Raw genomic sequence first — 25,149 nt, 5'->3', positions numbered from 1 at the left:
TGGAGTCATTTTTGTTGCACCCTGGCCTGACGGCATACAGAAGTTGATGAGACGGGATATCGCCCGTTGTCAGTCATCGTACAACTATAGATTCCAGGGTACAACTCCTCTTACACAGATTTTTTAATCAGCGTGAATTCTGGCCTGTTCCTACCTCTTCATTGGCTCGACGTAGTCGCTCGCGACTGTTGGTTAGATGCAGGCGCATCGCTGCACGTGCCGCATCAGTGTCCTGCCGAGCGATAGCGTTGTAGATGTCTTCATGCTCGCCATCCAGGCGCAGCTGATAGCGCTGCTGATCATCGTGAGCCAGATAAGCCGAGTTGAGACGGGTGCGGGGGATCAGAACGCTACTGAGGTAGGTCATGATGTCGCTGAAATAGCGATTGCCCGTGGACATGGCGATCTGCAAATGAAACTGCAGATCGAAACTGACAGCCTCGGCAGGCTGCTCGGTGCGCGCCTTCATTTGATCCAGCAGACGACGCATCTCCTGAAGCTGCTCGTCATTTCGGCGCTGCGCCGCCAGACCGGCAGCTTCAACTTCCAGACTGATTCGCAACTCAAGCATTGCCAACACATCACGCAAGGTTGTGATGGTAGCCGGATCGATGAACAGTGGCCCTTCGGCAGGCCGCTCCAGCACAAACGTACCGATCCCGTGGCGCGTTTCGACATGCCCTGCAGCCTGCAGGCGCGAGATCGCTTCACGGACCACCGTTCGGCTGACGCCCTGCTCCTGCATGATGGCCGACTCGGTCGGCAGCTTGTCGCCGGGTTTCAGGTCGCCGTCACGAATACGAGCCTTCATGACCTCGACAACGTTTTCGGCCAGACTGCGAGACTTTTTACGTGGGCGAGGAGTCACGTTACTGTTTTGCATAAGGGTTCATTCAGGGCGTCTTGGAAATATGAACCATAATAGCGTAACCGCGTTGTAGGATGACCCTATTAATCTAAAGTTGGGCACTTTCATAGACAGTAACGTCCTTGAGGATGCCCTCCTCCAGGCGCAAGATCCGCTGATGGAAGCGTTGCAGACTGCTTCGATGCCCTACACTCACCAGCGTCGTATCGGGTAAGCGCTCTCGTAACAAGGTGTACATGGCCGTTTGATCACGCTCATCCAAGGCAGAAGTCGCTTCATCCAGAAACAGCCAGTGCGGTTGGTACAGGATAGCCCGAGCAATGGCCAGGCGCTGTTGCTCTCCAGGAGAGAGGCGCCGTTCCCAATGGTTAGCTTCGTCCACGACAGAAACCAGATGCGCCAGACGGCATTGCCTTAGCACGCTCTCGAGGCGCTCTGGCGCATGCTGAACTTCCCCAGGATAATTCAACGCAGCCCTTAATGTTCCAATAGGCAGATAAGGTCGTTGCGGCAGAAATAGGCATCGACCAATCGGAAGACTTACTGTCCCGCTACCATAGGGCCACAGCCCTGCAATAACCCGTAGCAGGGTGCTTTTGCCACTCCCTGAGGGACCGCTGATAAGCACATGTTCGCCTGAATCAATGCGGCCGCTGATAGGGTCGATCAGTGAGTGCGTCTGGTTGGCCAGCGAAACCTGGAGCCTGTCGAATACCAATGCATCCTCGCCGCGCTCCAGCGTAATGGCCGAAGCCTGAGCCTCATGCCTGTGCATGGTGTCGCGAAAACTCAGGATACGATCAGTTACAGCACGCCAGTTCGCCAATTGCAGGTATGCGTCAATGAACCAGCTCAAGCTGCCTTGAACGTTACTGAACGAGTCGCTGATCTGCATCATGTCGCCAAGCTGGATCTTGCCACTGAAATAGCGCGGTGCCGAAAGTACGGCGCCAATGATGACGGCAATCTGGGAGTAACCGGAGGTAAAGAAGGTCAGACGCTTCTGATAGCGCATCAGCATCCAAAAGTTGCCCCAGACGTGTCCGAATCGTTCCTGGAGCCGTTGCTGCTCGTTCTGCTCCCCGTTATAGAGTGCAATGCTCTCGGCATTCTCCCGGACACGGATCAACCCAAAACGCAGATCCGCCTCATAGCGCTGCTGCTGATTGCTAAGGCCAATCAACCGTCGACCAATGTAATGCGTCAGAACGGTGCCGATGGCGGCATACAGTACTGCAGCCCAGAACATGTAATGAGGAATGGTGATGCCAAACAGCTCGATACTGCCCGACATAGTGATCAGGATGACAGAAAAGGAAATCAGGCTGACGATGGTGCGGATGAATCCCAACCCCAGGGAGAGCGTCATGTCCGTAAAGCTGTTCAGATCTTCGGCAATACGCTGGTCCGGGTTGTCCGCGCCCCCCTTCTGCTCCAAGTGGTAATAGTTGCGGTGCCTAAGCCATAGCGAGAAATACTGCTCGGTCAGCCAGCGTCGCCACCGGATGGTAAGCATCTGGGTCAGGTAAAGCCGGTATACGGCCAGCAGAATGAACAGGGCCGCCAAGCCGCAAAAATACAAAATAAGACGCGTAAAGGACTTCAGATCATGATTTTGCAGGGCATCGTAGAAGTACCGGTTCCAGGTATTGAATACCACTGACAAGCCGACACCCGCCAGCGAAAGAGCTATCACAGCAACCAGCAACAGCCAGGCTTTCTTTCTTTCTTCACTGCGCCAATAGGGTATCGTCAATGCCCAAACGCGGGACAGGAAATGGCCCTTGGTCGAACCATACACAGGCGGTACGGGAGTCTCTTTTTCTCTCATCGCTCCAGCTCGGCAAGCACGTAATAACGTAACCAAAGGCCATCATAGGGCAGCCAAGCTGAATGGTTTCTGTCACGACAAACGTAACAAAAGATTTCTGTTCAATTTTTATCAATCCCCTTCCAGCCGGAAGGGGATCAGCTGATTAACGGCGAACCGGACGCTTCTGCAACTTGCGCTGCAAGGTACGACGGTGCATTCCAAGTGCACGTGCCGTTGCCGAAATATTGCCGTCGTGCTCGTTCAAGACTCGCTGAATATGCTCCCACTGCAACCGATCAACCGACATCGGGTTTTCCGGCACCAGACTGTCCACATCGGCATGCTGGGAAAGTAGCGCGGTCAACACATCATCTGCGTCGGCAGGCTTGCACAGATAATTCGTAGCACCACGCTTGATCGCTTCGACCGCCGTGGCAATGCTGGAATAACCGGTAAGAATCACGACGCGCATGTCGGGATGCAGCTCAAGCAGCTTGGGCAACAGGACAAGACCGGAATCGCCTTCCATTTTGAGATCCAGCACGGCGTAATCCGGTAGATCCTGCTTGGCCAGCTCGTAGCCCTCTTCTGCCGAGCCCGCGACCGATACGCGCAGCCCGCGACGATCCATGGCCCGTGCCAGGACGCGGGTAAAAGTGGCATCGTCGTCGACCAGCAGCAGATGGGGCTGCTCATCGTCATGTTGAATGTTTTCGCTCATTGTAATCCTCGCGACAGCAGTTCAGACCAATGGATACTGACGTGGCAGACGCAGCTCGGTCAGCGTGCCGCCTTCTTCATGGTTATACAGCTTCACTGTACCACCGACACGGGTCACACTCGCCTGACTCAAGAATAACCCTAGACCAAAGCCTTTACCCTTGGTCGTAAAGAACGGTTTACCGATCTGTTCGGCAATGGCCAGCGGTACACCCGGGCCACGGTCTCTGATGGACAGGCATATTTCCGCGGCATTCCACGACAGGGTTACCAGCAGATTATCCGGACAGGCATCGGCAGCATTGTTCAGCAGGTTAAGAAGCGCCTGAGTCAGATCCGTGGGTGGAATCAAACGAGGCGCTGCGCCTACGCTTGGACATTCAAAGCGGTAACTGACCTCGGGCCTCATCAGATGCCAGCGGCTCAGTACGGCTTCCAGCCACTCCAGTGCCGTTTGCTCATGAATGGTCTGACGGCGATCCGCTTCAGCGGCGCGCACCAGTTGCTGCAGGGTTTCCTTACAGAGCTGAACCTGATCTTGCAGAAGCGACAGGTCTTCCTGTAGCTCAGCCTTATCGGTGTACTCCTGGCGCAGCTCCTTGAGCAGTACGCTCATGGTCGACAATGGCGTACCCAGCTCATGGGCAGCGCCAGCGGCCTGCGTGGCCACCGCCAGTAGTTGCTGATCGCGCATCCCCTGCTCACGGCGCTGGGCCTGCAGCAGCTCTTGGTGGCGGAGCGCTTCAGCCATTTTGGCGACAAAAAAGGTGATCAGTGCCGCCGATAGCGCAAAGCTCAGCCACATGCCATAACTCAGAATTTCGCCACCTGGGTTGATCAGAAGCTGCAGTGGCCGGAACCAGATCAGCATGAACGTGAAGCTGACCAAGGCAAGCCCCGCCAGCAGCAACGTGTAGAGCCATGGCAGCGTTGCTGCCGCAATGGTCAGCGGCACCAGGTAATAAGACACGAAGGGATTAGTTGCCCCTCCGGCATAGTAAAGCAGCACGCTGTGGATAAGCAGGTCGAAGGCGAGATGCGCCGCATACTCCTGCTCGGTTACAGGCCAGTCTCGACTCAGGCGCAGCGCGGTGATGCCGCAGAGTAATGCGGACAGACCCAATGTGGCGCTGATGGCCAGCCATGGCAGCTCGACGATATCGGAGAGCCAGGCAGCCCCTACCGAACCGGCTTGTGCGGCCAGCACCAGTACGCGAATAAGGACAAGACGACCCAGGTTTTGACGACTAGCGGATAGCCACTGCACGGGAGATTCAAACATGTATTTATCCAGGGGCGGCGAGTATAACGGTGGCTCTGGCCCATTTCTGTCCGCAAGGCGCGACATAGCGCCGCACAAACCCATAGGATAGAACGGAAGTCACTGTTAATGAACGAAAGGAGTCCATGATGCCTGTCTTTTCCCGTCTCGCCACCTCACCTGCCTTGACTAAACATTTGTCCAGAGGGATGGCATCGATCATGGCAGCGGGTGCACTGATCAGTGTTTCCCATGCAGCACAGGCCGAGGAGCCTCGTTACAACCAGATCAGCCTGCGCGCCGAAGTCAGCCAGGATGTTCCGCGAGACCGCATGCAGGTAACGCTTTATACCGAACAGCAAGGTAATGACCCTGCCAAACTGGCGGCGGACATCACCAAGGCGCTCAACGAAGGGGTCGAGGCTGCGCGCAAGGTCAATGGCGTCGAGATCAGTCAGGGAGGGCGCAACAGTTTTCCGCTGTATGACGATAAACGCCAGACCATTACCGCCTGGCGCGAGCGTGGTGAGCTTCACTTGCAGAGCAGTGACTTTGCCAGCCTTTCCCGCCTGACAGCCGACCTGTTGGGCACCCTCAAAATGGGCGGCATGACCTTTACTGTTGCTGACGAGACGCGCAAGAAAAGTGAAGATGCCCTCCTCAAGGAGGCCGTCAACGCCTTCAAGGCACGTGCTCAACTAGCAACCGATGCCCTGGGCGGTTCCGGTTACAAGCTTGTGAATCTCAACCTGATAACCAACAACGCTACCGGCCCTATGCCCATGATGAGAATGAAGACCATGGCTTACGCTGAAAGCGCACCCAGCCAGGATATCGAAGCAGGTACTAGCGCAGTGTCTATCACGGCCGATGGTGTCATTGAAGTGCAGACGCCCTAAACTAAAGCAAAGACCCCGCTTGCATCGCTTCAATTTGGTGCAAAACACACCTGCGGTAACACAATTTGGTGCTGTTACCGTAGGAACAGTTTCATTTTTCCGCTCTAGCTCGCCTGTTTTTATATTTTTGCGACACAAACATTCAGCGTTACTCCACAACCTGCCACTGACTCGTCAGTCATCCTATTACAGGCATATCTCCTGCATAGCGTCCGCCCAATGACCCAAAAAGTCTCAACTGTTTCTGTATGACCCAGACGTATCCATCGCCTGAGTCGACATCAGCCAACCGAGGTCTGCATGCATAAGAAGTTACTTTCATCTCTCATTGCGGCTGGTTTATTGGCCGGAACCCCATTTGCTCAGGCAGCCAGTAACCTGGTTTTCTGCTCTGAGGGCAGCCCGGCAGGCTTCGACCCTGCGCAGTACACCACCGGAACGGACTTCGATGCCTCTGCTGAAACCATGTTCAATGGCCTGAGCGAGTTCGAACGCGGCGGCACCAAAGTGCAGCCCGGGCTTGCAAGCAGCTGGGATGTCAGCGAAGACGGCAGGACCTACACCTTTCATTTGCGCAAGGGCGTGAAATTCCATACTACGGAATACTTCAAGCCGACCCGCGAATTCAACGCAGACGATGTGGTATTCACTTTCGAGCGCATGCTGGACAAGAACAGTGCGTTCCGTAAGGCCTACCCCACCGAGTTCCCCTATTTCACTGACATGGGCCTCGATGAAAACATCACCAAACTTGAAAAGGTGGACGACTACACGGTACGCATGACCCTGAAAGAGGTCGACGCGGCGTTCATTCAGAACCTGGCCATGCCATTCGCTGTGATCCAGTCTTCGGAGTACGCCAACCAGCTCCTCAAGTCCGGTCGGCCCAGTGACATCAACCAGAAGCCTGTCGGAACAGGCCCATTTGTCTTCAGCCGCTACCAGAAAGATGCGGTCATTCGTTTTAAGGCCAACAAGGATTATTGGGATCCGGAAGAAGGTGCCAAGGTGGACAACCTGATCTTCTCGATCAGTTCCGACGCCTCGGTCCGCATGCAAAAGCTCAAGGCCGGCGAATGCCAGATTACCGTTTACCCACGCCCGGCCGACCTAGAAGGGCTCAAGAACGATCCCAACCTGAAGGTGCCTTCACAGCCCGGCTTCAACGATGGTTATCTGGCGTACAACGTTCAGCATCCACCACTGGACAAGCTCGAAGTCCGCCAGGCGCTGGACATGGCTATCAACAAGAAGGCCATCATCGACGCGATCTACCAGGGCGCTGGCCAGATGGCGGTCAACGGTATGCCGCCAACCCAGTGGTCCTATGACAACAGCCTCAAGGATGCACCCTTCGACCCGGAAAAAGCCAAGGCGCTCCTCAAGCAGGCTGGCGTGAAGGAAGGAACGGAAATCACTCTCTGGGCCATGCCTGTTCAGCGTCCCTACAACCCGAATGCACGTCAGATGGCCGAAATGATCCAGCAGGACTGGGCCAAGGTGGGCATCAAGGCCAAGATCGTCAGCTATGAGTGGGGCGAGTACAACAAGCGCGCCAAGGCCGGTGAACATGACACTCTGCTGATTGGCTGGTCCGGCGACAATGGTGACCCGGACAACTGGCTGGGCACCCTGTACGGCTGCGATGCCATCGGCGGTAACAACTACTCTCGCTGGTGCCAGCCGGAGTACGACAAGCTGATCAAGGCCGCCAAGCGCACCACCGATATGGACGAGCGGACCAAGCTGTATATGCAGGCTCAGCAGATCCTGAAACAACAGGTTCCGATTACGCCGATCGCGCACTCGACAGTTTTCCAGCCGATGCGCAAGGAAGTCCAGGACTTCAAGATCAGTCCCTTTGGATTGAACGAGTTCTATGGCGTAAGCGTCAGCAAGTGATTGGCGGCGGAGCGTTCGTAGGGTAAAACCCCGAACGCTCCGCTTTACTTGACTGACGGGAATTCATCCATGCGTACGTCCTTCGCCCTCTCCTTTCTTACTGCAAGCCTGCTTGCAGCCGCTCCGCTCGCCCAGGCGGCGAGCAATCTCGTGTATTGCTCCGAAGCCAGCCCGGCCGGTTTCGACCCTGCTCAGTACACCTCCGGAACCGAGTTCGATGCGTCTGCCGAGACGGTATTCAATCGACTGGTTCAATTCGAGCGTGGCGGCACTACCCTGACACCGGGGCTGGCCGAAAAGTGGGAGGTTTCTCCAGACGGCAAGGTTTATACCTTTCATCTGCGCAAGGGCGTGAAGTTTCATACAACCGACTACTTCAAGCCGACACGTGAATTCAATGCCGACGATGTCGTGTTCACGTTTCAGCGTATGCTCGATAAGGAGCACCCGTTCCGTAAAGCCTACCCGAGTGAATTCCCCTACTTCAGCGACATGGGCCTGGACAAGAACATCGCCAAGATCGAAAAGCGAGACGATTACACCGTTGTCTTTACGCTGAATCAGACCGATGCCGCCTTTGCCTCGGACCTGGCCATGAGCTTTGCTTCCATCCAGTCAGCCGAATATGCCGATCATTTGCTCAAGCAGGGCAAAGCAGCCGATATCAACCAGTACCCGATTGGTACCGGACCTTTTGTATTCAGTCGCTACCAGAAGGACGCGGTCATTCGTTACAAGGGCAACAAGGATTACTGGAAGCCCGAGGACGTCAAACTCGACAACCTGATCTTTGCCATTACGACGGACGCCGCTACTCGCCTGCAAAAACTCAAGGCGGGTGAGTGCCAGATCAGTGGTTATCCACGTCCGGCAGATATTGCCGAGGTCAGGAAAGACCCCAACCTGAAGGTGCTTCAGCAACCCGGTTTCAACCTGGGCTATTTCGCCTACAACGTTCAGCATCCGCCGCTGGACAAGCTCGAAGTCCGTCAGGCATTGGACATGGCCATTAACAAGAAGGCCATCATTGATGCCGTCTACCAGGGCAATGGAAAGCTCGCCACCAACCCCATGCCACCGGCGCAGTGGTCCTATGACGACACGATCAAGGATGCCCCCTACGATCCGGAAAAGGCCAAGGCGCTCCTCAAGAAGGCCGGTATCAAGCAAGGCACACAACTCAACCTGTGGGCCATGCCGGTCGTTCGCGCATCCAACCCCAACGCCCGCCTGTCTGCGCAGATGGTACAGGCGGACTGGGCCAGGATCGGCATCAAGGCCAACATCGTCACGTATGAGTGGGGCGAATACATCAAGCGTGCCCGTCAGGGCGAACACGATGTAATGATCTACGGCTGGACCGGAGACAATGGTGATCCGGACAACTGGCTGGGCGTTTTATACAGCTGCGATGCCGTCAATGGCAGCAACTACTCCAAATGGTGCGATCCGGCCTATGACAAGCTGATCAAACAGGCCAAGATCAGCAATGATCGAGAGGAGCGTATTCGCTTGTACAAGCAGGCGCAGCACGTGCTGAAGGACGCCGTACCGATTACACCGATCGCCCATTCCATCGTTTATCAACCCATGCGCAAAGAAGTCCAGGACTTCAAGATCAGCCCCTTCGGGCTTAGCGCGTTCTATGGCGTCAGCCTTGCCCGATGAGAGGCAGGCTGTCCTGTTTTGCCGCCGGCGACGTGCTCGATCAGCACGCAGGCAGCCGGTTTGCCGTATTTCCTCTGGTGCGACGCTTTACCCGAGCGATGCCAGCGGACCCCGGCAAGGACACCTTCCGCCGATACCCATCGACGGGATTGCAAGCGGTTATAGTCGCAACCCGGCTGTTACCGCCTCACCATGGAGCCTAACGAAAGATGAAAGCTGCATTCAGGCTGAACACCTGTCTATTGGCGGTTGCGTTGGCAACGGCTGTACAGGCACAAGCCAAAACGTTGGTGGCATGTACCGAGGCCAGTCCGGAGACATTCGATCCGGCGGTTCACTCCTCGCGTTATACAGCCGATGCGGCAGATGAGCCTCTTTATAACCGGCTGGTGGAGTTCAAACCCGGCACGACGGAGCTTCAGCCGTCACTGGCCGAGCGGTGGGATATCAGCCCGGATGGTCTCCAGTACACGTTTTACCTGCGCAAGGGTGTTAAATTTCATAGCACCAGCTACTTCAAGCCTACCCGTGAGCTGACGGCCGATGATGTAATCTGGAGCTTCGAGCGTCAGATCGATCCCAAGCACCCCTGGCACGAATTAGCCAGCAAAGGCTTCCCCTTCTCCGACTCGATGGAGATGAGCAAGATCATCGACCATATTGAAAAGGTCGACGACCATACGGTGCGCTTTGTTCTTCAACATGAAGAATCGCCCTTCCTGGCTGATCTGGCCATGGGTTTTACCTCAATTCTCTCAGCTGAATATGCTGATCAGCTGCTCAAGAGCGGAAAAACTGATGATCTGGGGTTCAAACCGGTAGGTACGGGACCTTTTGTTTTCGAGCGCTACAGCCGCGACTCGCAGGTGCGCTACAAGGCCAACTCCAACTATTGGGACGGTACGTCAGCAGTCGATCTGGTACAAGCTATCACACTGGACTCCAGCGTGCGCCTGCAGCGTCTGAAGCGAGGCGAATGCCAGATTTCACTGAACCCCAAGCCGTCAGATGTTCCGGCGTTAAAAAAAGACCCCAATCTGAAAGTGCTGAGCGTCGAGGAGCTGACCATAGGCTTCAATGCACTGAACGTAACGCACAAGCCACTCAGCGATGTACGCGTCCGTCAGGCCATTGCCATGGCAACCGATCAGGAGGGTACGATCAAGGCCCTGTACGGTGAAGGCGCAGCCAAGCCGGTCTGGGGTCCCTATCCCCCTGCCATGCTGGGCTATAACACCGATATCAAACCCTGGCCGTATGACGTGGAAAAGGCCAGGCAGCTCTTGGCCGAAGCAGGCTACCCCAACGGGCTGGAGCTGACCTATATGAGCTCTACCGGGTCAGGCCCCTCGGGAAATACCTTGCGAGTCGCCCAGCTGTTTCAGGGAGACATGGCCAAGATCGGCATCAAGGTCAATATTCGCCAGTATGAATGGGGTGAATTTGTTCGTCGTGGCAAGCAGGGCGAACACGATATCCTCAGCATGAGTTGGGTCAGCGACAATGCCGATCCGGACAATTTCCTGTCACCCAACCTCACCTGCTCGGCAGCCAAAAACGGCGAGAACCGTGCACGCTGGTGCAATGCCGAGTTCGACTCGCTGGTAGAGCAGGCTCGCCGTACCAGTGATCCGGACAAGCGCGCTGAGCTTTACCGCAAGGCCCAGGAGATCTTTCACAACGAAATTCCCTGGATTCCCACCTCACAGCCTGTCAGGAACGTTGTGACACGCAGCAACGTCAGCGGCTTTGTCATGAGCCCTCTGGGTAAAAACGATTTTTCAACTGTGCGCCTGGATTAAGCGCTTTTCCCAAAAAGAAGACGAGCCCGATCAGGCTGATCGAGGCTCGCTCTATGCCGTAGACCGGTTACAGACCTAGGAGCATCCCTATGCATGCATTAACACGAATCGCGCTTGCCGTGAGTCTGCTTGGCGCCGCCACTCTGGCTCAAGCCAAACCTCTGGTGGTATGTACGGAGGCCAGTCCCGAAGGCTTCGACATCGCTCAGTACACTGCAGCCACGACGGCTGACGCCTCAGCTGAGACGCTATTCGACCGCCTCGTAGACTTCAAGCCCGGCACTACCGACATCGAGCCTGGTTTGGCAGAGCGTTGGGACGTCAGCGAAGACGGCATGACCTACACCTTCCACCTGCGTAAAGGGGTGAAGTTTCAGACAACCGATTACTTCAAGCCCACACGTGAATTCAATGCCGACGACGTGATGTGGAGCTTCATGCGCCAATACGATGCCAAGCACACCTGGCACGACAAGGCGCAGCATGGCTTCCCCTATTTTGAGGCCATGGGACTGCAAAACCTGATCAAGTCGATCGATAAGGTCGACGACTACACGATCCGCTTTGTGCTCAATCGTCCGGAAGCACCTTTCCTGCGGGACATGGCGATGGGCTTTGCATCGATCTATTCGGCTGAATATGCCGCTCAACTGGAAAAAGCCGGACAGTTTGATCAGCTCAACTTCAAGCCGGTCGGTACCGGTCCGTTCATTTTCTCGCGCTATACCAAGGATGCTCAGGTACGTTTCAAGGCCAACCCCGAGTATTTCGAAGGCAAACCTCCAGCTGATGGCCTGGTCCTTGCCATCACCCTCGACAGCAATGTACGCCTGCAGCGCGTGAGAGCCGGTGAATGTCAGGTTGGTGTTTATCCTAAACCGGACGATATTCCAGCCATCCGCAAAGATCCGAACCTTAAGCTTGCTGAAGGCGAAGCACTGCTAATTGCCTATGTTGCAATGAACATCGAGCATAAACCGCTGAACGATGTGCGTATCCGTCAGGCCCTGAATCTGGCCTTTGACAAGAACGCCTACATCAAGGCCTTGTTTGGTGAAGGCAACGCTGTGCCTGCCGTCAATCCGTATCCCTCTACCCTTCTAGGGTATAACCGTGATATTCAGGACTGGCCCTACGACCCTGAAAAGGCGCGGGAACTGCTGAAAGAGGCCGGCATGGAGAAAGGCCTCAAGCTGACCGTGTTTACACGTTCAGGCGGCGGCCCGACCAACCCCAACCCTGCGCTGGGTGCTCAAATGCTTCAGGCCGACCTGGCCAAGGTCGGCGTACAACTGGACATCCGCAATCTGGAGTGGGGTGAGCTGATTCGCCGAGCCAAGCAAGGCGAGCACGATCTGCTCTTCTTTGGCTGGGCAGGTGACAACGGCGATCCGGATAACTTCCTGACGCCTAACTTGTCATGTGATGCCGCAAAGTCAGGCGAAAACAGTGCACGCTGGTGCAACAAGGAGTTTAACGCCCTGTTGGACAAGGCTCGTACCAGCCAGGATGAAAATGAGCGAGCCGAGCTCTACAAGCAGGCTCAAGTGATCTTCCACAACGATGCGCCCTGGATCCCCCTGGCCTATCCCAAGCTGTTCAACGTCATGCGCAGCAACGTCGAGGGCTATCACCTGAGTCCCTTGGCCAACAACAATTTCGCTACAACGTACGCAAAATAAAAAGACGGAAACAGGCAGGGCACGCTTCCCTGCCTCCGATGAGGAGTATTCAACCCCATGTTCAGTTTTATTGCCCGCCGCCTGGGCTTGCTGATACCGACGTTTTTCGGTGTCACGCTACTGACTTTTTCCCTGATTCGCCTGATTCCTGGCGATCCGGTAGAGGTCATGATGGGCGAGCGCCGCGTCGATCCGCAGATGCATGCCGAAGCACTGCATCGACTCGGGCTCGACAAGCCGCTCTACCAGCAATATTTCGACTATCTCAGCAACCTTGCCCACGGCAACCTGGGAGAGTCGCTGATTACCCGTGACAATGTGTGGCATGAGTTCACCACCCTCTTTCCGGCCACCCTGGAACTGGCTCTCTGCGCCATGATCTTTGCTACCGTGCTGGGCCTTCTGGCCGGAGTGATCGCAGCGCTTCGCCGCGGTTCACTGTTTGACCACGGTGTGATGGGCATTTCCCTGACGGGCTTTTCCATGCCGATCTTCTGGTGGGGCCTTATCCTTATCATGTTCTTTTCGGTACAGCTCGGCTGGACCCCGGTGTCTGGCCGGATCGATCTGCTTTACGACATCGAGCCCAAAACCGGCTTTATGCTGATCGACAGCCTGTTGTCCGATGAAGAAGGCGCGTTCATGGACGCCCTCCACCACCTGATTCTGCCCTCTATTGTGCTAGGCACGATTCCCCTGGCAGTTATCGCACGGATGACGCGCTCCGCCATGCTGGAAGTGCTGCGAGAAGATTACGTACGTACGGCTCGTGCCAAAGGCCTGTCGCCAGCCCGTGTCGTATTCATCCACGCACTGCGTAACGCGTTGATCCCGGTTCTCACCGTACTGGGCCTGCAGGTGGGCAGCCTGCTCGCTGGCGCCGTGCTGACCGAAACGATTTTTTCCTGGCCTGGTGTAGGCAAATGGCTGATCGATGCGATTTCCCGTCGCGACTATCCCGTCGTGCAGAACGGCATCCTGCTGATCGCCACCCTTGTCATCCTGGTGAACTTTGTCGTGGACATTCTCTACGGCTTTGCCAACCCCCGTATCCGCCATCAGCGCTAAGGAGGCCCTATGGAACGTACTTTGCCACAAGGCGCTCAGGTCGAAGATCAGGTTGTCCTATATCCGTCTCCGTACAAGGAGTTCTGGAAAGCGTTTTCCCACAACAAGGGCGCCCTGGGCGGCCTGCTGTTCATGACTATCATCGTGATCTGCGCCCTGTTCGCCCCTTGGGTTGCACCCCACGATCCCAGCGAGCAGTTCCGTGAATTCCTGCTGACGCCTCCCTCCTGGCTGGAAGGCGGCACGACGCAGTTCCTGCTGGGCACCGATGAACTGGGACGCGACCTGTTGTCCCGCCTGATTCACGGCGCACGGCTGTCGCTGATGATTGGTTTGGCCTCGGTGATCTGTTCACTCATTCCTGGCATCCTGCTCGGGCTGATTGCAGGCTTTTCGCCCACGCGAGCCGGCCCTTTCATCATGCGCCTGATGGATATCATGCTGGCCCTGCCATCGCTGCTGCTGGCGGTAGCCATCGTGGCAATTCTCGGCCCTGGCCTGTCCAACACCGTCATTGCCATTGCCATTGTCTCGCTGCCCTCCTACGTGCGCCTGACCCGAGCCGCTGTCATGGGTGAGGTGAACCGCGACTATGTAACGGCCGCTCGACTGGCAGGCGCTGGACGCCTGCGCCTGATGTTCGTTACCGTACTGCCTAACTGCATGGCACCTCTGATCGTTCAGGCTACCTTGAGCTTTTCCTCGGCCATTCTGGATGCGGCGGCCCTGGGCTTCCTTGGCCTCGGCGTACAGCCGCCCACCCCTGAGTGGGGCACCATGCTGGCATCGGCCCGTGACTATATCGAGCGCGCCTGGTGGGTGGTTACCCTGCCCGGCCTGACCATTCTTTTGAGCGTACTGGCTATTAACCTGATGGGTGATGGCCTGCGTGACGCCCTCGACCCTCGCCTGAAGGTGCAGTCATGACCCGCTTGCCAATCATTCTTTCGTTGTCTCGACGCGGCAGCCCGTTGCCGATCGATTCCTGCTTATTGATCAAGGAGCAGCCATGAGCCTCCTGGAAATCCAGAATCTGAATGTCCGCTTTGGCGGTGAAGATGCCATCCCGGTCGTCGAAGGTCTCGACCTGACCATCGACCAGGGCGAAGTGTTGGCCATTGTAGGTGAATCCGGCTCCGGCAAGTCCGTGACCATGATGTCTGTAATGGGCCTAATCGAAGCGCCCGGTAAGGTTACGGCCAATCGGCTGAGCTTTGCAGGCCAGGATCTGCTCCAGCTCAAGGGTCGTGCCCGGCGTCAGCTGATCGGCAAGGACCTGTCCATGGTCTTCCAGGACCCGATGACCGCCCTGAACCCCAGTTATACGGTGGGTTATCAGATCGAAGAGGTAATTCGCCAGCACCTGGGTCTGCGAGGCCGAGAGGCCCGCCAGCGGGCGCTTCAACTGCTTGAGCGGGTGGAGATTCCAGCCGCAGCGAGCCGCCTTTCCGCCTACCCACATCAGCTGTCCGGCGGCATGAGCCAGCGCGTGGCAATCGCCATGGCGATTGCGGCAGAACCCAAGCTGCTGATTGCCGACGAACCAACCACAGCGCTGGACGTTACCATTCAGGCGCAGATCATGGACCTGCTGCTCAACCTTCAGCGTGATGAAGGCATGGCCCTGATCCTGATCACCCATGACCTTGCCGTAGTGGCTGAAACGGCCCAGCGGGTCTGCGTGATGTACGCCGGCCAGGCCGTGGAAACCGGCGTTGTGCCGGATATCTTTCAGGCACCCAAACATCCCTACACGGAAGCGCTGCTGGCCGCCATCCCCGAGCATAGCCTTGGCGAACGGCTCTCCACGCTGCCTGGTATCGTTCCCGGCCGTTACGATCGACCCAAGGGCTGCCTGCTGTCGCCGCGCTGCCCTTACGCACAGCCACGTTGCCTGGAGCGCCCTGCCCTCGAGCCCTATACCCTTGAGGGCGTTAGCGGCTCGGTCCGCTGCTTCTTCCCGCGCAACCTGAACCTTGCGCAGTGGCCGGAAGTTTTGCCGGAGTCCCAGCGTCCTAGTCATCTACCTGGAGAAGCCCATGGCCGCGCCTGATTTGAATACCAACGCTGCCAAACCAGCGGATAGCGTACTCACCGCCCGAGCGTTGACACGTCACTACCATGTTTCCCGAGGTCTGTTCAAAGGCCAGGCAACCGTACGCGCCCTGAATGGTGTCTCGTTTGACCTCGTACCCGGCAAGACACTGGCGGTCGTCGGTGAGTCGGGCTGTGGCAAATCCACTCTCGCCCGTGCCTTGACGCTGATCGAGGAGCCGTCCTCCGGCTCGCTCAACATTGGCGGTCATGAGGTCAGTGGTGCCAGTGCTGAAGTCCGCAAGCAGTTGCGCCGCGATGTGCAGATGGTGTTCCAGAACCCTTACGCCTCGCTCAATCCACGGCAGAAGATCGGGGACCAACTGGCGGAGCCGCTGGTTATCAATACAAACCTGTCCCGTAGCGAGCGTCGTGACAAGGTACAGGCCATGATGCAGCAGGTGGGCCTGCGTCCTGAGCATTACCAGCGCTATCCTCACATGTTCTCTGGCGGCCAGCGTCAGCGGATTGCCGTGGCCCGCGCGATGATGCTCAACCCCAAGGTGTTGGTAGCGGACGAGCCGACGTCGGCACTGGACGTTTCCATCCAGGCGCAAGTGCTTAACCTGTTCATGGACCTGCAGCAGGAATTTCATACTGCATACGTCTTCATCTCACACAACCTGTCGGTGGTGCGTCATATCGCCGATGACGTGATGGTGATGTATCTGGGCTGTACGGCAGAAAAGGGGCCTCGCGATGCACTCTTTGAAAAGCCCTTGCATCCCTATACTCAGATGCTGCTTTCAGCCACGCCAAGCCTGCAACCGGACGCCAGCAAGCCACGCATCAAGATCCAGGGCGAGCTGCCGAATCCACTGGATCCGCCACCTGGCTGCGTGTTCCACCGCCGTTGCCCCTACGCAACTGAGCGCTGCAAGACAGAAGTTCCTGCCCTTCGTGATGTAGACAACCGTCAGGTTGCCTGCCATTACGCCGAAAACTTTCTTTGATCCAGGACAGCGCCAGACTTTTCAGTCTGGCGTCTACTCTCTCCTACGCTAATGGCCACCGGCATTTTTGTCGGTTGGCCTGCGTTTGCCTCAATTTCACTGAACTGCTAATCAATAAAAACAATCAAGTCAATTAGCGCTTAGTTTAATTAAACGATTGAGCCGTCTCATTCAGGCGCTAAGATCGCAAACTCTTTAAAGCATGGGAGTTAAAATGAAATCGCTGGCCAAGTTGATGGCGCCATTGATCGTGGCGATCGTCATTGCAGCCTTGCCGGTTCCCGAGGGGCTGGCACCGCACGCATGGCATTTCTTCGCAATATTTCTGGGCTGTGTGATCGGCCTGATCTTTGAACCCTTACCAGGCGCCGTCATCGGCCTGATTGGCGTGGTGGTTGCTGCGGTCCTGGCGCCCTGGGCTCTATTCTCGCCCGAGCAACTGGCACAGCCGGGCTTCAAGGTGGCCGACAAGGCCTTTACCTGGGCCGTTTCCGGCTTCACCAACTCTACAGTCTGGCTGATCTTTGGCGCGTTCATGTTTGCCCTGGGTTACGAGAAGACCGGCCTGGGTCGCCGTATTGCCTTATGGCTGGTTAAAACCATGGGCAAGCGTACCCTGACGCTGGGCTACGCCATCATGCTGGCGGATACCGTTCTGGCCCCCTTTACACCCTCTAATACCGCACGCAGCGCCGGTACGCTCTACCCTATTCTGCGTAACCTGCCACCGCTGTATGACTCGCACCCCAACGATCCCAGCATGCGTCGCATCGGCACCTACCTCATGTGGGTGGCGATTGCCTCAGCCTGTGTAACGAGCACACTGTTTCTGACAGGTATCGCCCCCAACCTGCTCGCCGTTGCCCTGGTGGAAAGCTCCACCGGCATTCGCATTACTTGGGGTGAATGGTTCATGGCCACCGCGCCGGTCGGCATCCTGCTGCTCGCCCTGTTGCCACTGTTGAGCTACTGGCTGTGCCCGCCCGAGTTGAAGTCCGGTGACGTAGTGCCCAAATGGGCCGCCGAGGAGCTGGCCAAGATGGGCAGCCTGACGCGCAACGAAGTCATTCTGCTGATTCTGGTCGTCCTGGCGCTGGCCATGTGGATCTTTGGTACTGCCGTTATTTCACCCGCGCTGGTTGGTATGCTCGTGATCAGTCTCATGCTGATTATCGGCATCGTGACCTGGAACGATATCCTTAGTAATAAAGCCGCCTGGAACACCTTTGCCTGGTTCGCCACCTTGGTAGCTCTCGCAGACGGCCTGAACATGGTCGGCTTTGTGAAATGGTTCGGTATGCTGATGGCCAACTACCTGGGCCACTTCGATCCCACCGTGGCGATGGTCCTGCTCACGATTGCCTTCTATCTGCTGCACTACTTCTTCGCCAGTGCCACCGCGCACACCACGGCTCTGCTACCGGTTATGGTGGCCGCTGCCGCCAGTATTCCTGGCATCGACATGCATACCTTCGTACTGCTGCTTCTGCCCACCATCGGCATCATGGGCATCATTACGCCCTACGGTACCGGCCCTAGCCCGGTTTACTACGGCAGCGGTTATCTGCCTGGACCAATGTGGTGGCGCCTGGGTGCCATCTTTGGCTTCCTGTTCCTGGCTGCATGGTTGGGGATCGGCACGCCCTGGCTGCTGACGACACGCTAAGCCGCTACGCTTTCGCGTCAGTCCATGAAAAAATGCGGCGCTTAACAAGCGCCGCATAGCTATCCACCAGCCATGCGGCCATCAGGAGCCCTGCATGGACCTTTCCGAACTTACTGCCCGCCTGCACGCCATTCGCGATGCTAATCAATGGCGCCGCTATCACAGCCCGAAAAACCTAGTTATGGCTGCCGGCGTTGAGATGGCCGAGTTGGCTGAAATCTTCCAGTGGAAGACCGAAGAGGAATCCCGCCATTTAACGGCTGATCACCTTGAGCATGCTGGCCAGGAGATTGCAGACGTCGTGCTCTATCTGCTGCAACTCTGCGCAGAACTCGGACTCGACATGGAGACAATCACCCGCGCCAAGCTGGCCGATAATGAGCGGCGCTTCCTGCCATGACCGATACCTTTTTCGATGACCGCGCCATCCGTTTTGCCGAGAAGATCTATGGCAATGCCAAAGGTGCTATCCGGCTGGCGGTACTCCAGGCCGACCTGAAGGAAGCCCTGCCTGAACGCTCGCTGCGGGTTCTGGATATTGGAGCAGGACTGGGCCATATGGCGCTCTGGCTGGCTGAACAGGGTCACTCCGTCACACTGGCAGAACCTTCAGCCCCGATGCTGGAGGGTGCTCGCCAACGCTTCGCCGAGGCTGGCCTTGAGGCAACGTTTATCGAGGCGCCCTGGCAGGAACTGAGCGAGCAGCTCACGACTCGCTTTGACTTGGTCATCTGCCACGCCGTACTGGAATGGCTGGCCGAGCCACATATGATTCTGCCAGTCCTCTCGCGCCTCACGGCTCCGGATGGTCTGCTTTCACTGGCATTCTACAACCGGGACGCGCTGATCTACCGGAACCTGCTCAAAGGCCATTTCAAAAAGCTCAAGCGCCAGGAATATGCGGGCGAAGGCAAGGGCCTGACACCTCAACAGCCACTTGATCCGCGGGAGCTGGAACGCGCCATGAGCAGTCGCTGGCAGATCGTGACCCGAAGTGGCGTTCGTGTTTTTCATGACTATATGCCAGTCGAATTTCAAGGTAAGGTCAACGAAGCCGATCTGATCGAAATGGAATTGGCCCATCGACGGCACCCTACATTTGCCGGGCTTGGTCGTTATCTGCACTGGATCTGCCAACCCGGCGCGTTAGAGGAGTGATCTATGCGTCGCCTGTTTGCCTGCGTGGTTATCAGCCTGGGGCTGACCGCCTGTCAGAGCCAGAATCCCTATATAGCTAGCGCTCTGCCTGAGCTTGCTGCGCCAGCACCTGCTGTTCCGGCACGCATCGACCCGGGCAGCTATCCAGCAGCCCCAGTCGACTATGGCCGCTACCGGAGCTGGGCCTGGTCACCCGAGGGCATTCGTGCCACCGGTGATTCCTCTCAATCAATGGATACCAGCACTCTTCAGGAGGCTATCAGCGCCCAGCTCGATCAGCGCGGGCTCCGACCTGCGCCAACCGGTACGCGGCCTGATCTCTATGTGAGCGCAACGGTTAGACAGGAGCAACGTGTCGTATACGATACCGATTACTACGGAGGTGGTGTCGGCTATGGCGGCGGCTATCCGTATGGCTACGATCGTTGGGGCACGTACGGCGGAACAGGCTACAGCCAGACTCGCCCTCGGTATTATCAGGTTCAGGTGCTAAGCATTGAGCTGATCGATTCGCAGAGCCGCAAGAGAATATGGAGTGGCAGTGCCGAGGAACGGGGCGGCAATGATCAGAGCGCCCGGGCCCAGGCGATCCGCGAAGCCGCTCGTCGCGCGCTGGAGCAGTATCCACCGCATTAAAGATAAAGCGCATACGGCTTGGTCCCATGAGTAATTATTGTTTCTTTTAAGCGCCCCTGGTCGGAGAATGATCATGATCCGTCGTTTGCTTGTTATCGCGTTTACGCTTGCCCTTGCCGCGTGCGAGACCAATACCGTTAACCGGGACTATGATCCCTCCCGTAACTATGCGGCCTACCGAAACTGGACCTGGGCCCAGCCTGCCGTCTCGTACAAGCCTGAAGACCCGCGGCTGAAAAGTGACTTGACCGAGCAGCGCATCAAGGATGCCGTAAGCGGCCAGCTTGATCAGCGCGGCTTACGCCCTGCCGCAGCGAGCGGACAGGCAGACCTGAGGGTTCGGGCCTATCTGTTCACGGATGAGCGCCAAGGGCAAACCATGCGCACCGATCCTTATTGGGGTGGCCCTTGGGGATACTGGGGCCCTTGGGGTGGCGGCTATACCCAGACCCAGACCTTTACCTATCAGGTAACTACGCTGCAGATCGACCTGCTCGATGGCCGGGACGGAAAACTGGTATGGCGTGGCAGCACCGAGGTGTCATCTGACCAGACAGCTGATACCCCTGCGCAGCGTACTGCAACCATCCAGACAGCCGTTGGCAAGATCCTGTCGCAGTACCCACCTCACTGATGAATACCAAACTGACACATCGCGCGGCCACCCTTGATGATTTGCAGGCCGTGTGTCACTTTCCGCAAAGTCGTGAAGAGCTGTTTTACAGCTATCCCACAGCTCAGTGGCCACTAACAAGAGACCAACTGGCAGAGGTCTACGCCAACCGCCAGGGCAGCACGGTTGTATTGCTGAACAATCGTCTGGCTGCATTCGCAAACTTCTTTCGCTGCCAACCAGGCGAACGGTGCGACTTGGGCAATTTAATGGTGGCACCCTGGGCACGACGCATGGGCGTAGCGCAACACCTGATCGGAGTGATGGAGCAGCAAGCCTGCCAGCAGCATGGCGTGCGTTTTCTGCATGCTGCCTGTTTCAGCAGCAATACGCCGGGCCTGTTGCTCTATACACATTTGGGCTATTTGCCGGTATCCATTGATGAGCGACGCGATTCCTCCGGACAGCGAACAGCCCTGATACACCTGCGAAAACGTCTCTGAATGCGTTACCCGCTACATGCGGGCCAGCATGGCAAAGTCGCCGCCTACCTGCATAGGAGCTGCGCAACCGTAGGGCTCATATCCATACATACAGTCTGTCGAAGCGGCTGTAGAGGCTTCAATCGATGGAGTCGAAGCTGGGTCAAGGCCAAACCCACCCAGCAACACCGCTAACAAGGTCAGAAAAAGAAAGGCCGCGCCGGCTCTCGTCTTCATACATCACCTCCACTGCATAGGCTGACAGCTTGGCGCCAGCAGAACAGGAGGCGTCACGCGCTGCCTTGTCCTATCCAGTATAGGTAAGATTCAGAAAAGCAAAGTCAGGCCAGGACATTCGGTCTAAAGGAAATGGCGGAAGGCAGTGAGAGTCGAACTCACCCGGGAACGGCTGCCGTCCCCAACCGGGTTTGAAGCCCGGCCGCGCCACCGGGCACGATTGCCTTCCATCAATCAACTCGCCTGTTCGACCTGAGCAGCCAGTGCGCTGTCTGGACGGATCTTGCGCTCATCACCCATACGGCGAGTCAAACCGATCCGATCGAAGAATTCGAGTATCTGGATTGTGCGCTTACGTCCGATCCCCAGACCGTCCCTAAACGCGGCTGCACGAATGATCCCCTCTTCGCGCTCAAGACGCAACGTCAATTGCACTAAATGGTTTATCGTATTTTCAGGATAGAAGAGATCCTTGACGATCTGCTGCAGCTGCCCCAGGCGTGCCAGCTTGCGTAGCAGATGACGAACCCCTGCTTCGTCCTCACCAATTTCCCGGGCCAGATCACGTACCCACGGGGGATCAAAGCGGCCTGCTTCGAGAAGAGGCCAGAGCTTTTGTTTCAATGCCTCTTCGGCCTCGGTCAGACGAACCCGATGGCCCGGCAGGTGCAGCCACGGCCCGCTCGCCTCGATCTGGCTGGACGCCATCAGGCTTTCCAACAACGCAATGAACACAGGCCGCTCCAGTTGCGGCAAGGCAAAACGACGTAATCGATCACGATCAGGCCCTAGCTCATCGGGCTGTTCGACATGAAAGGCTCCGAGCCGCTCCAACAGCGTAGACTGCAAGTGCTGCCAGCGGGTCGCATCGAACAGACGGATACCCTGTCGGGTAGCAACTTCCATGACATGTTCAGGCAGTTGCCAGCGCGCCCTCGGTCGATTGAACTGGCGCTCCAGCACGGCAGGAGCTACGCCATTGTCCGCCTGTTTGAGCAACTCCGGCAGTGCGTCCTCAAAGGTGCCCTGACGCAACGCCTCAAGCTGTGCCAGACGTGTGGGGGTACGCCGATTGCGGGCAGGCCCGAAAGGATCCAGCACACGCCCACCGCCAATGGTTCGCTGCGCGGATTGATCCCGCAGTACCAGATAGTCACCATGAGCAGCCTGTAGCGGCGAGTTGAGCACCAGCTGCGCCAGTGTGCGTCCACCAGGCCTCAATACACCCTCATCCTCCAACAGCGCCACCCGACCGGTCAGATTCTGGGCACCCAGATGCACATGGACAGGGGTCCAGTGGGCCAGCGCCTTACCTTCGCTGCCAAGCAGGTGCAAATCAATATCGACACGGGTAGACGGCGCGTGGAGGGCTTCATCGAGCAGCCAATCGCCTCGCCGGATCTGTTCGACATTGAGCCGCTCACCCGCCAGGTTTACTGCCACACGCTGCCCTGCGTGGGCAATCTGGGCCTCTCGATTTTGCGCATGCAGGCCGCGCACGCGCACGCGACGCCCCAGCGCGCCCAATAACAACTCATCTCCGACTGCAACACGACCGTCGAAAGCCGTTCCCGTGACCACCACCCCGGCACCCGAGACGCTGAAGACACGGTCGACTGCAAGCCTGAAATACCCTTGGTCGCTGCGGGCCAGTGCCTGTTCAGCCTGATCCAGAAGCGCTGCACGCAGTGCCTCGATACCCACTCCCGTCTGGCTGGAGACCGGAAATACCGGAGCCCCAGCAAGGGGGCCGTCTGCTAACAGTGCATCAATTTCTTCCCGTACCGCGTTAACACGCGCAGCCTCAACCCGATCCGTTTTGGTCATGGCGACCATCGCACGGCGTATGCCCAGCAATTCAACAATGGCCAGATGTTCGCGTGTTTGTGGCATCACACCGTCATCGGCAGCCACGACCAGTAACACCAGATCAATTCCACTGGCCCCGGCCAGCATGTTATGAACAAACCGCTCGTGGCCAGGAACATCGATAAACCCCGTCAGCTCTCCATTCCCTAGATCCGAGTAAACGTACCCCAGGTCAATGGTGATGCCTCGCTCCTTTTCCTCACGGCGACGATCGCCCTCTATACCCGTCAGGGCTCGGATGAGGGACGTCTTGCCGTGGTCGATATGGCCCGCTGTTCCAACGATCATGCGTCCCACTCCCCAACCGATAGCGCTCCCAGCTGCCCCAGAAAGCCGGCCTCGTCATCGAGCTGACGCAGATCAAGCCAAAGCGCATCGTCATCGATACGTCCAATCACAGGGATAGGCAGCTGTCGCAAGGCCTCTTCCAGCAGACGCAGCGCACGGCCTCGCAGGCGCTTGGAGCTATTCGGCTGCATGCACAACGCTGCGCTGGGCAGACGAGCCACCGGCTGGGTACCACTGCCGATCATGCCGAGCGTAAGCTCACTCGTCACCTGCCAACGCTCGCCCAGTGCTTGAGATAAAGGACGCATTACCCGCTGAACCTGACTATCAATATCCCCCTGGCCACGGGAGAGTAATCTGAGGCTGGTCAGCTTTTCACCCAAACGATCCGGATCTCGATAAAGCGCCAACACCGCCTCAAGTGCAGCCAAGGTGATCTTGTCGACTCGCAAAGCACGTTTGAGGGGGTTTTTCTTGATGCGGGCAATCAGGTCCTTATGCCCGACGATAATTCCACACTGCGGACCACCGAGCAGCTTATCGCCGCTAAAGGTCACGATGTCAGCGCCATCGCGTAGCGCTTCCTGGACGGTTGGCTCCTTGGGCAGCCCCCAACGGGTGAGGTCTACCAGAGAGCCGCTCCCCAAATCCTCCAGTAAGGGGACTTCATAGGCGCGAGCAATAGAGGACAGTTCGGGAGTTGCCACACTGCTGGTAAACCCCTGCACAGTGTAGTTACTCGTGTGAACACGCATGAGCAGCCCGGTACGCTCGGTAATGGCGCTCTCGTAATCCTTGGCGTGGGTACGGTTGGTCGTACCGACCTCGACCAGCCTTACATTGGCGCGCGCCATGATATCCGGAATACGAAAAGCGCCACCGATCTCGATCAACTCGCCACGCGAAATGATGCCTTCCTTGCGAGCGCCAAGACTGTTAAGGGCAAGCAATACGGCGGCGGCATTGTTGTTGACTACCGTCACCGCTTCGGCGCCGGTCAGCTCACGGATCAATCCCGCAATCAGGTCGTCGCGGTCACCGCGCTTGCCGGTATTGAGGTCAAACTCAAGATTGAGCGGGTAGCGAGCAGCTAGGGTCATCGCATCGATGGCCTCTTCAGGCAGCAGCGCACGCCCAAGATTGGTATGGAGAACAGTTCCAGTCAGGTTGAATACGCGTCGGACCTGACGCTGGTTTCGGGCAGCCAATCGCTCCCCGGCCCGGCCTGTCAGCACGGCCTCATCGACATCCGCCTCGCTGATCTGTCCCTGTCGAAAAGGCTCACGCAGCTCATCGAGCAGCTCGCGAAAGGTCTTGAGCAATGCTTCACGACCATAGCGGTCCAGGAGCGATGTCGCAGCGGGATGACGTAACAGACGATCAACAGAAGGCAAACGGACGGCTGTCATGCAGGCCTCATAACAAGAACATGAGCCTGGAGTTTACAACCGGATGCAACATCGCGCATGC

At 57.2% G+C, this 25,149-nt stretch carries 22 protein-coding genes and 1 tRNA gene; 15 read left to right on the top strand and 8 right to left on the bottom strand.

Translation table 11 applies throughout. The features are described from left to right. Nucleotides 1-127 precede the first annotated feature (127 nt). The 4 genes from B3729_RS16630 to B3729_RS16615 all read right to left on the bottom strand — a co-directional run bounded on the left by B3729_RS16630 (nt 128) and on the right by B3729_RS16615 (nt 4,683). The gene (locus tag B3729_RS16630) at nt 128-883 is read right to left on the bottom strand and encodes a FadR/GntR family transcriptional regulator (RefSeq protein ID WP_010797260.1); all 756 of its coding nucleotides are present in this window, start codon (nt 881-883) and stop codon (nt 128-130) included. Nucleotides 884-956: 73 nt separating this feature from the next. Then, nucleotides 957-2,699 carry an ABC transporter ATP-binding protein/permease gene (locus tag B3729_RS16625; RefSeq protein WP_286788421.1) on the bottom strand — a complete coding sequence of 581 codons (1,743 nt, stop codon included), beginning with the start codon at nt 2,697-2,699 and terminating at the stop codon, nt 957-959. A gap of 145 nt (nt 2,700-2,844) precedes the next feature. After that, the gene (locus B3729_RS16620; protein ID WP_010797258.1) at nt 2,845-3,402 is read right to left on the bottom strand and encodes a response regulator transcription factor; all 558 of its coding nucleotides are present in this window, start codon (nt 3,400-3,402) and stop codon (nt 2,845-2,847) included. A 21-nt stretch (nt 3,403-3,423) separates the two neighbouring features. Then, nucleotides 3,424-4,683, bottom strand: a complete 1,260-nt coding sequence (locus tag B3729_RS16615; RefSeq protein WP_074822681.1) for an ATP-binding protein — start codon at nt 4,681-4,683, stop codon at nt 3,424-3,426. A gap of 128 nt (nt 4,684-4,811) precedes the next feature. Here B3729_RS16615 and B3729_RS16610 point away from each other — a divergent pair, with 128 nt between their 5' ends. The 15 genes from B3729_RS16610 to B3729_RS16540 all read left to right on the top strand — a co-directional run bounded on the left by B3729_RS16610 (nt 4,812) and on the right by B3729_RS16540 (nt 21,306). Continuing rightward, nucleotides 4,812-5,561, top strand: coding sequence for an SIMPL domain-containing protein (locus tag B3729_RS16610; RefSeq protein WP_112297888.1), 750 nt, complete (start codon nt 4,812-4,814; stop codon nt 5,559-5,561). Nucleotides 5,562-5,861: 300 nt separating this feature from the next. Then, nucleotides 5,862-7,463 (top strand): ABC transporter substrate-binding protein, encoded by a 1,602-nt coding sequence (locus B3729_RS16605; protein WP_010797255.1) that lies wholly within the window; start codon nt 5,862-5,864, stop codon nt 7,461-7,463. Between the two features lie 69 nt (nt 7,464-7,532). Continuing rightward, nucleotides 7,533-9,131 (top strand): ABC transporter substrate-binding protein, encoded by a 1,599-nt coding sequence (locus B3729_RS16600; protein WP_125887132.1) that lies wholly within the window; start codon nt 7,533-7,535, stop codon nt 9,129-9,131. Nucleotides 9,132-9,340: 209 nt separating this feature from the next. Further along, a complete protein-coding gene (locus B3729_RS16595; RefSeq protein ID WP_286788420.1) occupies nt 9,341-10,933 on the top strand; it encodes an ABC transporter substrate-binding protein in 1,593 nt (530 codons plus the stop codon). A gap of 89 nt (nt 10,934-11,022) precedes the next feature. Continuing rightward, complete coding sequence (locus B3729_RS16590; RefSeq protein ID WP_286788419.1) at nt 11,023-12,615, top strand: ABC transporter substrate-binding protein; 1,593 nt, start codon at nt 11,023-11,025, stop codon at nt 12,613-12,615. Nucleotides 12,616-12,672: 57 nt separating this feature from the next. Then, nucleotides 12,673-13,683: an ABC transporter permease subunit gene (locus tag B3729_RS16585; RefSeq protein WP_010797251.1), complete on the top strand. Its 1,011-nt coding sequence runs from the start codon at nt 12,673-12,675 to the stop codon at nt 13,681-13,683. A 9-nt stretch (nt 13,684-13,692) separates the two neighbouring features. Continuing rightward, nucleotides 13,693-14,610 (top strand): ABC transporter permease subunit, encoded by a 918-nt coding sequence (locus B3729_RS16580; RefSeq protein WP_010797250.1) that lies wholly within the window; start codon nt 13,693-13,695, stop codon nt 14,608-14,610. 82 nt (nt 14,611-14,692) lie between these two features. Next, nucleotides 14,693-15,736 (top strand): ABC transporter ATP-binding protein, encoded by a 1,044-nt coding sequence (locus tag B3729_RS16575; RefSeq protein ID WP_286788418.1) that lies wholly within the window; start codon nt 14,693-14,695, stop codon nt 15,734-15,736. Continuing rightward, a complete protein-coding gene (locus tag B3729_RS16570) occupies nt 15,723-16,730 on the top strand; it encodes a peptide ABC transporter ATP-binding protein (RefSeq protein WP_010797248.1) in 1,008 nt (335 codons plus the stop codon). Before B3729_RS16575 ends, B3729_RS16570 begins: the two co-directional genes overlap by 14 nt. Before the next feature lie 214 nt (nt 16,731-16,944). Continuing rightward, the gene (locus B3729_RS16565) at nt 16,945-18,396 is read left to right on the top strand and encodes an anion permease (RefSeq protein ID WP_286788417.1); all 1,452 of its coding nucleotides are present in this window, start codon (nt 16,945-16,947) and stop codon (nt 18,394-18,396) included. 94 nt (nt 18,397-18,490) lie between these two features. Further along, nucleotides 18,491-18,796 carry a nucleotide pyrophosphohydrolase gene (locus B3729_RS16560; RefSeq protein ID WP_019366870.1) on the top strand — a complete coding sequence of 102 codons (306 nt, stop codon included), beginning with the start codon at nt 18,491-18,493 and terminating at the stop codon, nt 18,794-18,796. Continuing rightward, the gene (locus B3729_RS16555; RefSeq protein ID WP_074822713.1) at nt 18,793-19,554 is read left to right on the top strand and encodes a methyltransferase domain-containing protein; all 762 of its coding nucleotides are present in this window, start codon (nt 18,793-18,795) and stop codon (nt 19,552-19,554) included. The genes B3729_RS16560 and B3729_RS16555 overlap by 4 nt, the downstream gene beginning before the upstream one ends. Nucleotides 19,555-19,557: 3 nt before the next feature. Beyond that, on the top strand, nt 19,558-20,190 hold the full coding sequence (locus B3729_RS16550; RefSeq protein ID WP_219650645.1) for a DUF4136 domain-containing protein: 633 nt from the start codon (nt 19,558-19,560) through the stop codon (nt 20,188-20,190). Nucleotides 20,191-20,263: 73 nt separating this feature from the next. Next, complete coding sequence (locus B3729_RS16545) at nt 20,264-20,824, top strand: DUF4136 domain-containing protein (protein WP_286788416.1); 561 nt, start codon at nt 20,264-20,266, stop codon at nt 20,822-20,824. After that, complete coding sequence (locus B3729_RS16540; RefSeq protein ID WP_074822722.1) at nt 20,824-21,306, top strand: GNAT family N-acetyltransferase; 483 nt, start codon at nt 20,824-20,826, stop codon at nt 21,304-21,306. Before B3729_RS16545 ends, B3729_RS16540 begins: the two co-directional genes overlap by 1 nt. A 12-nt stretch (nt 21,307-21,318) precedes the next feature. Here B3729_RS16540 and B3729_RS16535 read toward each other — a convergent pair whose 3' ends face one another. From B3729_RS16535 to selA, 4 genes are all read right to left on the bottom strand, one after another. Then, the gene (locus B3729_RS16535; RefSeq protein ID WP_074822724.1) at nt 21,319-21,522 is read right to left on the bottom strand and encodes a hypothetical protein; all 204 of its coding nucleotides are present in this window, start codon (nt 21,520-21,522) and stop codon (nt 21,319-21,321) included. A gap of 133 nt (nt 21,523-21,655) precedes the next feature. Continuing rightward, nucleotides 21,656-21,751 (bottom strand) — tRNA-Sec (locus tag B3729_RS16530). Between the two features lie 5 nt (nt 21,752-21,756). Then, nucleotides 21,757-23,679 carry a selenocysteine-specific translation elongation factor gene (gene selB, locus B3729_RS16525; protein ID WP_286788415.1) on the bottom strand — a complete coding sequence of 641 codons (1,923 nt, stop codon included), beginning with the start codon at nt 23,677-23,679 and terminating at the stop codon, nt 21,757-21,759. Next, nucleotides 23,676-25,088: an L-seryl-tRNA(Sec) selenium transferase gene (gene selA, locus B3729_RS16520; protein ID WP_286788414.1), complete on the bottom strand. Its 1,413-nt coding sequence runs from the start codon at nt 25,086-25,088 to the stop codon at nt 23,676-23,678. Before selA ends, selB begins: the two co-directional genes overlap by 4 nt. Between the last annotated feature and the right edge of the window lie 61 nt (nt 25,089-25,149).

It is taken from the genome of Pseudomonas sp. UBA3149, from assembly GCF_002364655.1.
Taxonomy (GTDB): domain Bacteria; phylum Pseudomonadota; class Gammaproteobacteria; order Pseudomonadales; family Pseudomonadaceae; genus Chryseomonas; species Chryseomonas luteola.
The sequence above is the reverse complement of the archived record's forward strand: the minus strand, read 5'-3'. Positions and strand labels throughout refer to the sequence as shown.

Excerpts from the sequence above, each read along its gene's own strand:
- B3729_RS16630 (WP_010797260.1), bottom strand. The coding sequence starts at position 883 with ATGCAAAACAGTAACGTGACTCCTCGCCCACGTAAAAAGTCTCGCAGT.
- B3729_RS16625 (WP_286788421.1), bottom strand. The coding sequence starts at position 2,699 with ATGAGAGAAAAAGAGACTCCCGTACCGCCTGTGTATGGTTCGACCAAG.
- B3729_RS16620 (WP_010797258.1), bottom strand. The coding sequence starts at position 3,402 with ATGAGCGAAAACATTCAACATGACGATGAGCAGCCCCATCTGCTGCTG.
- B3729_RS16615 (WP_074822681.1), bottom strand. The coding sequence starts at position 4,683 with ATGTTTGAATCTCCCGTGCAGTGGCTATCCGCTAGTCGTCAAAACCTG.
- B3729_RS16610 (WP_112297888.1), top strand. The coding sequence starts at position 4,812 with ATGCCTGTCTTTTCCCGTCTCGCCACCTCACCTGCCTTGACTAAACAT.
- B3729_RS16605 (WP_010797255.1), top strand. The coding sequence starts at position 5,862 with ATGCATAAGAAGTTACTTTCATCTCTCATTGCGGCTGGTTTATTGGCC.
- B3729_RS16600 (WP_125887132.1), top strand. The coding sequence starts at position 7,533 with ATGCGTACGTCCTTCGCCCTCTCCTTTCTTACTGCAAGCCTGCTTGCA.
- B3729_RS16595 (WP_286788420.1), top strand. The coding sequence starts at position 9,341 with ATGAAAGCTGCATTCAGGCTGAACACCTGTCTATTGGCGGTTGCGTTG.
- B3729_RS16590 (WP_286788419.1), top strand. The coding sequence starts at position 11,023 with ATGCATGCATTAACACGAATCGCGCTTGCCGTGAGTCTGCTTGGCGCC.
- B3729_RS16585 (WP_010797251.1), top strand. The coding sequence starts at position 12,673 with ATGTTCAGTTTTATTGCCCGCCGCCTGGGCTTGCTGATACCGACGTTT.
- B3729_RS16580 (WP_010797250.1), top strand. The coding sequence starts at position 13,693 with ATGGAACGTACTTTGCCACAAGGCGCTCAGGTCGAAGATCAGGTTGTC.
- B3729_RS16575 (WP_286788418.1), top strand. The coding sequence starts at position 14,693 with ATGAGCCTCCTGGAAATCCAGAATCTGAATGTCCGCTTTGGCGGTGAA.
- B3729_RS16570 (WP_010797248.1), top strand. The coding sequence starts at position 15,723 with ATGGCCGCGCCTGATTTGAATACCAACGCTGCCAAACCAGCGGATAGC.
- B3729_RS16565 (WP_286788417.1), top strand. The coding sequence starts at position 16,945 with ATGAAATCGCTGGCCAAGTTGATGGCGCCATTGATCGTGGCGATCGTC.
- B3729_RS16560 (WP_019366870.1), top strand. The coding sequence starts at position 18,491 with ATGGACCTTTCCGAACTTACTGCCCGCCTGCACGCCATTCGCGATGCT.
- B3729_RS16555 (WP_074822713.1), top strand. The coding sequence starts at position 18,793 with ATGACCGATACCTTTTTCGATGACCGCGCCATCCGTTTTGCCGAGAAG.
- B3729_RS16550 (WP_219650645.1), top strand. The coding sequence starts at position 19,558 with ATGCGTCGCCTGTTTGCCTGCGTGGTTATCAGCCTGGGGCTGACCGCC.
- B3729_RS16545 (WP_286788416.1), top strand. The coding sequence starts at position 20,264 with ATGATCCGTCGTTTGCTTGTTATCGCGTTTACGCTTGCCCTTGCCGCG.
- B3729_RS16540 (WP_074822722.1), top strand. The coding sequence starts at position 20,824 with ATGAATACCAAACTGACACATCGCGCGGCCACCCTTGATGATTTGCAG.
- B3729_RS16535 (WP_074822724.1), bottom strand. The coding sequence starts at position 21,522 with ATGAAGACGAGAGCCGGCGCGGCCTTTCTTTTTCTGACCTTGTTAGCG.
- selB (WP_286788415.1), bottom strand. The coding sequence starts at position 23,679 with ATGATCGTTGGAACAGCGGGCCATATCGACCACGGCAAGACGTCCCTC.
- selA (WP_286788414.1), bottom strand. The coding sequence starts at position 25,088 with ATGACAGCCGTCCGTTTGCCTTCTGTTGATCGTCTGTTACGTCATCCC.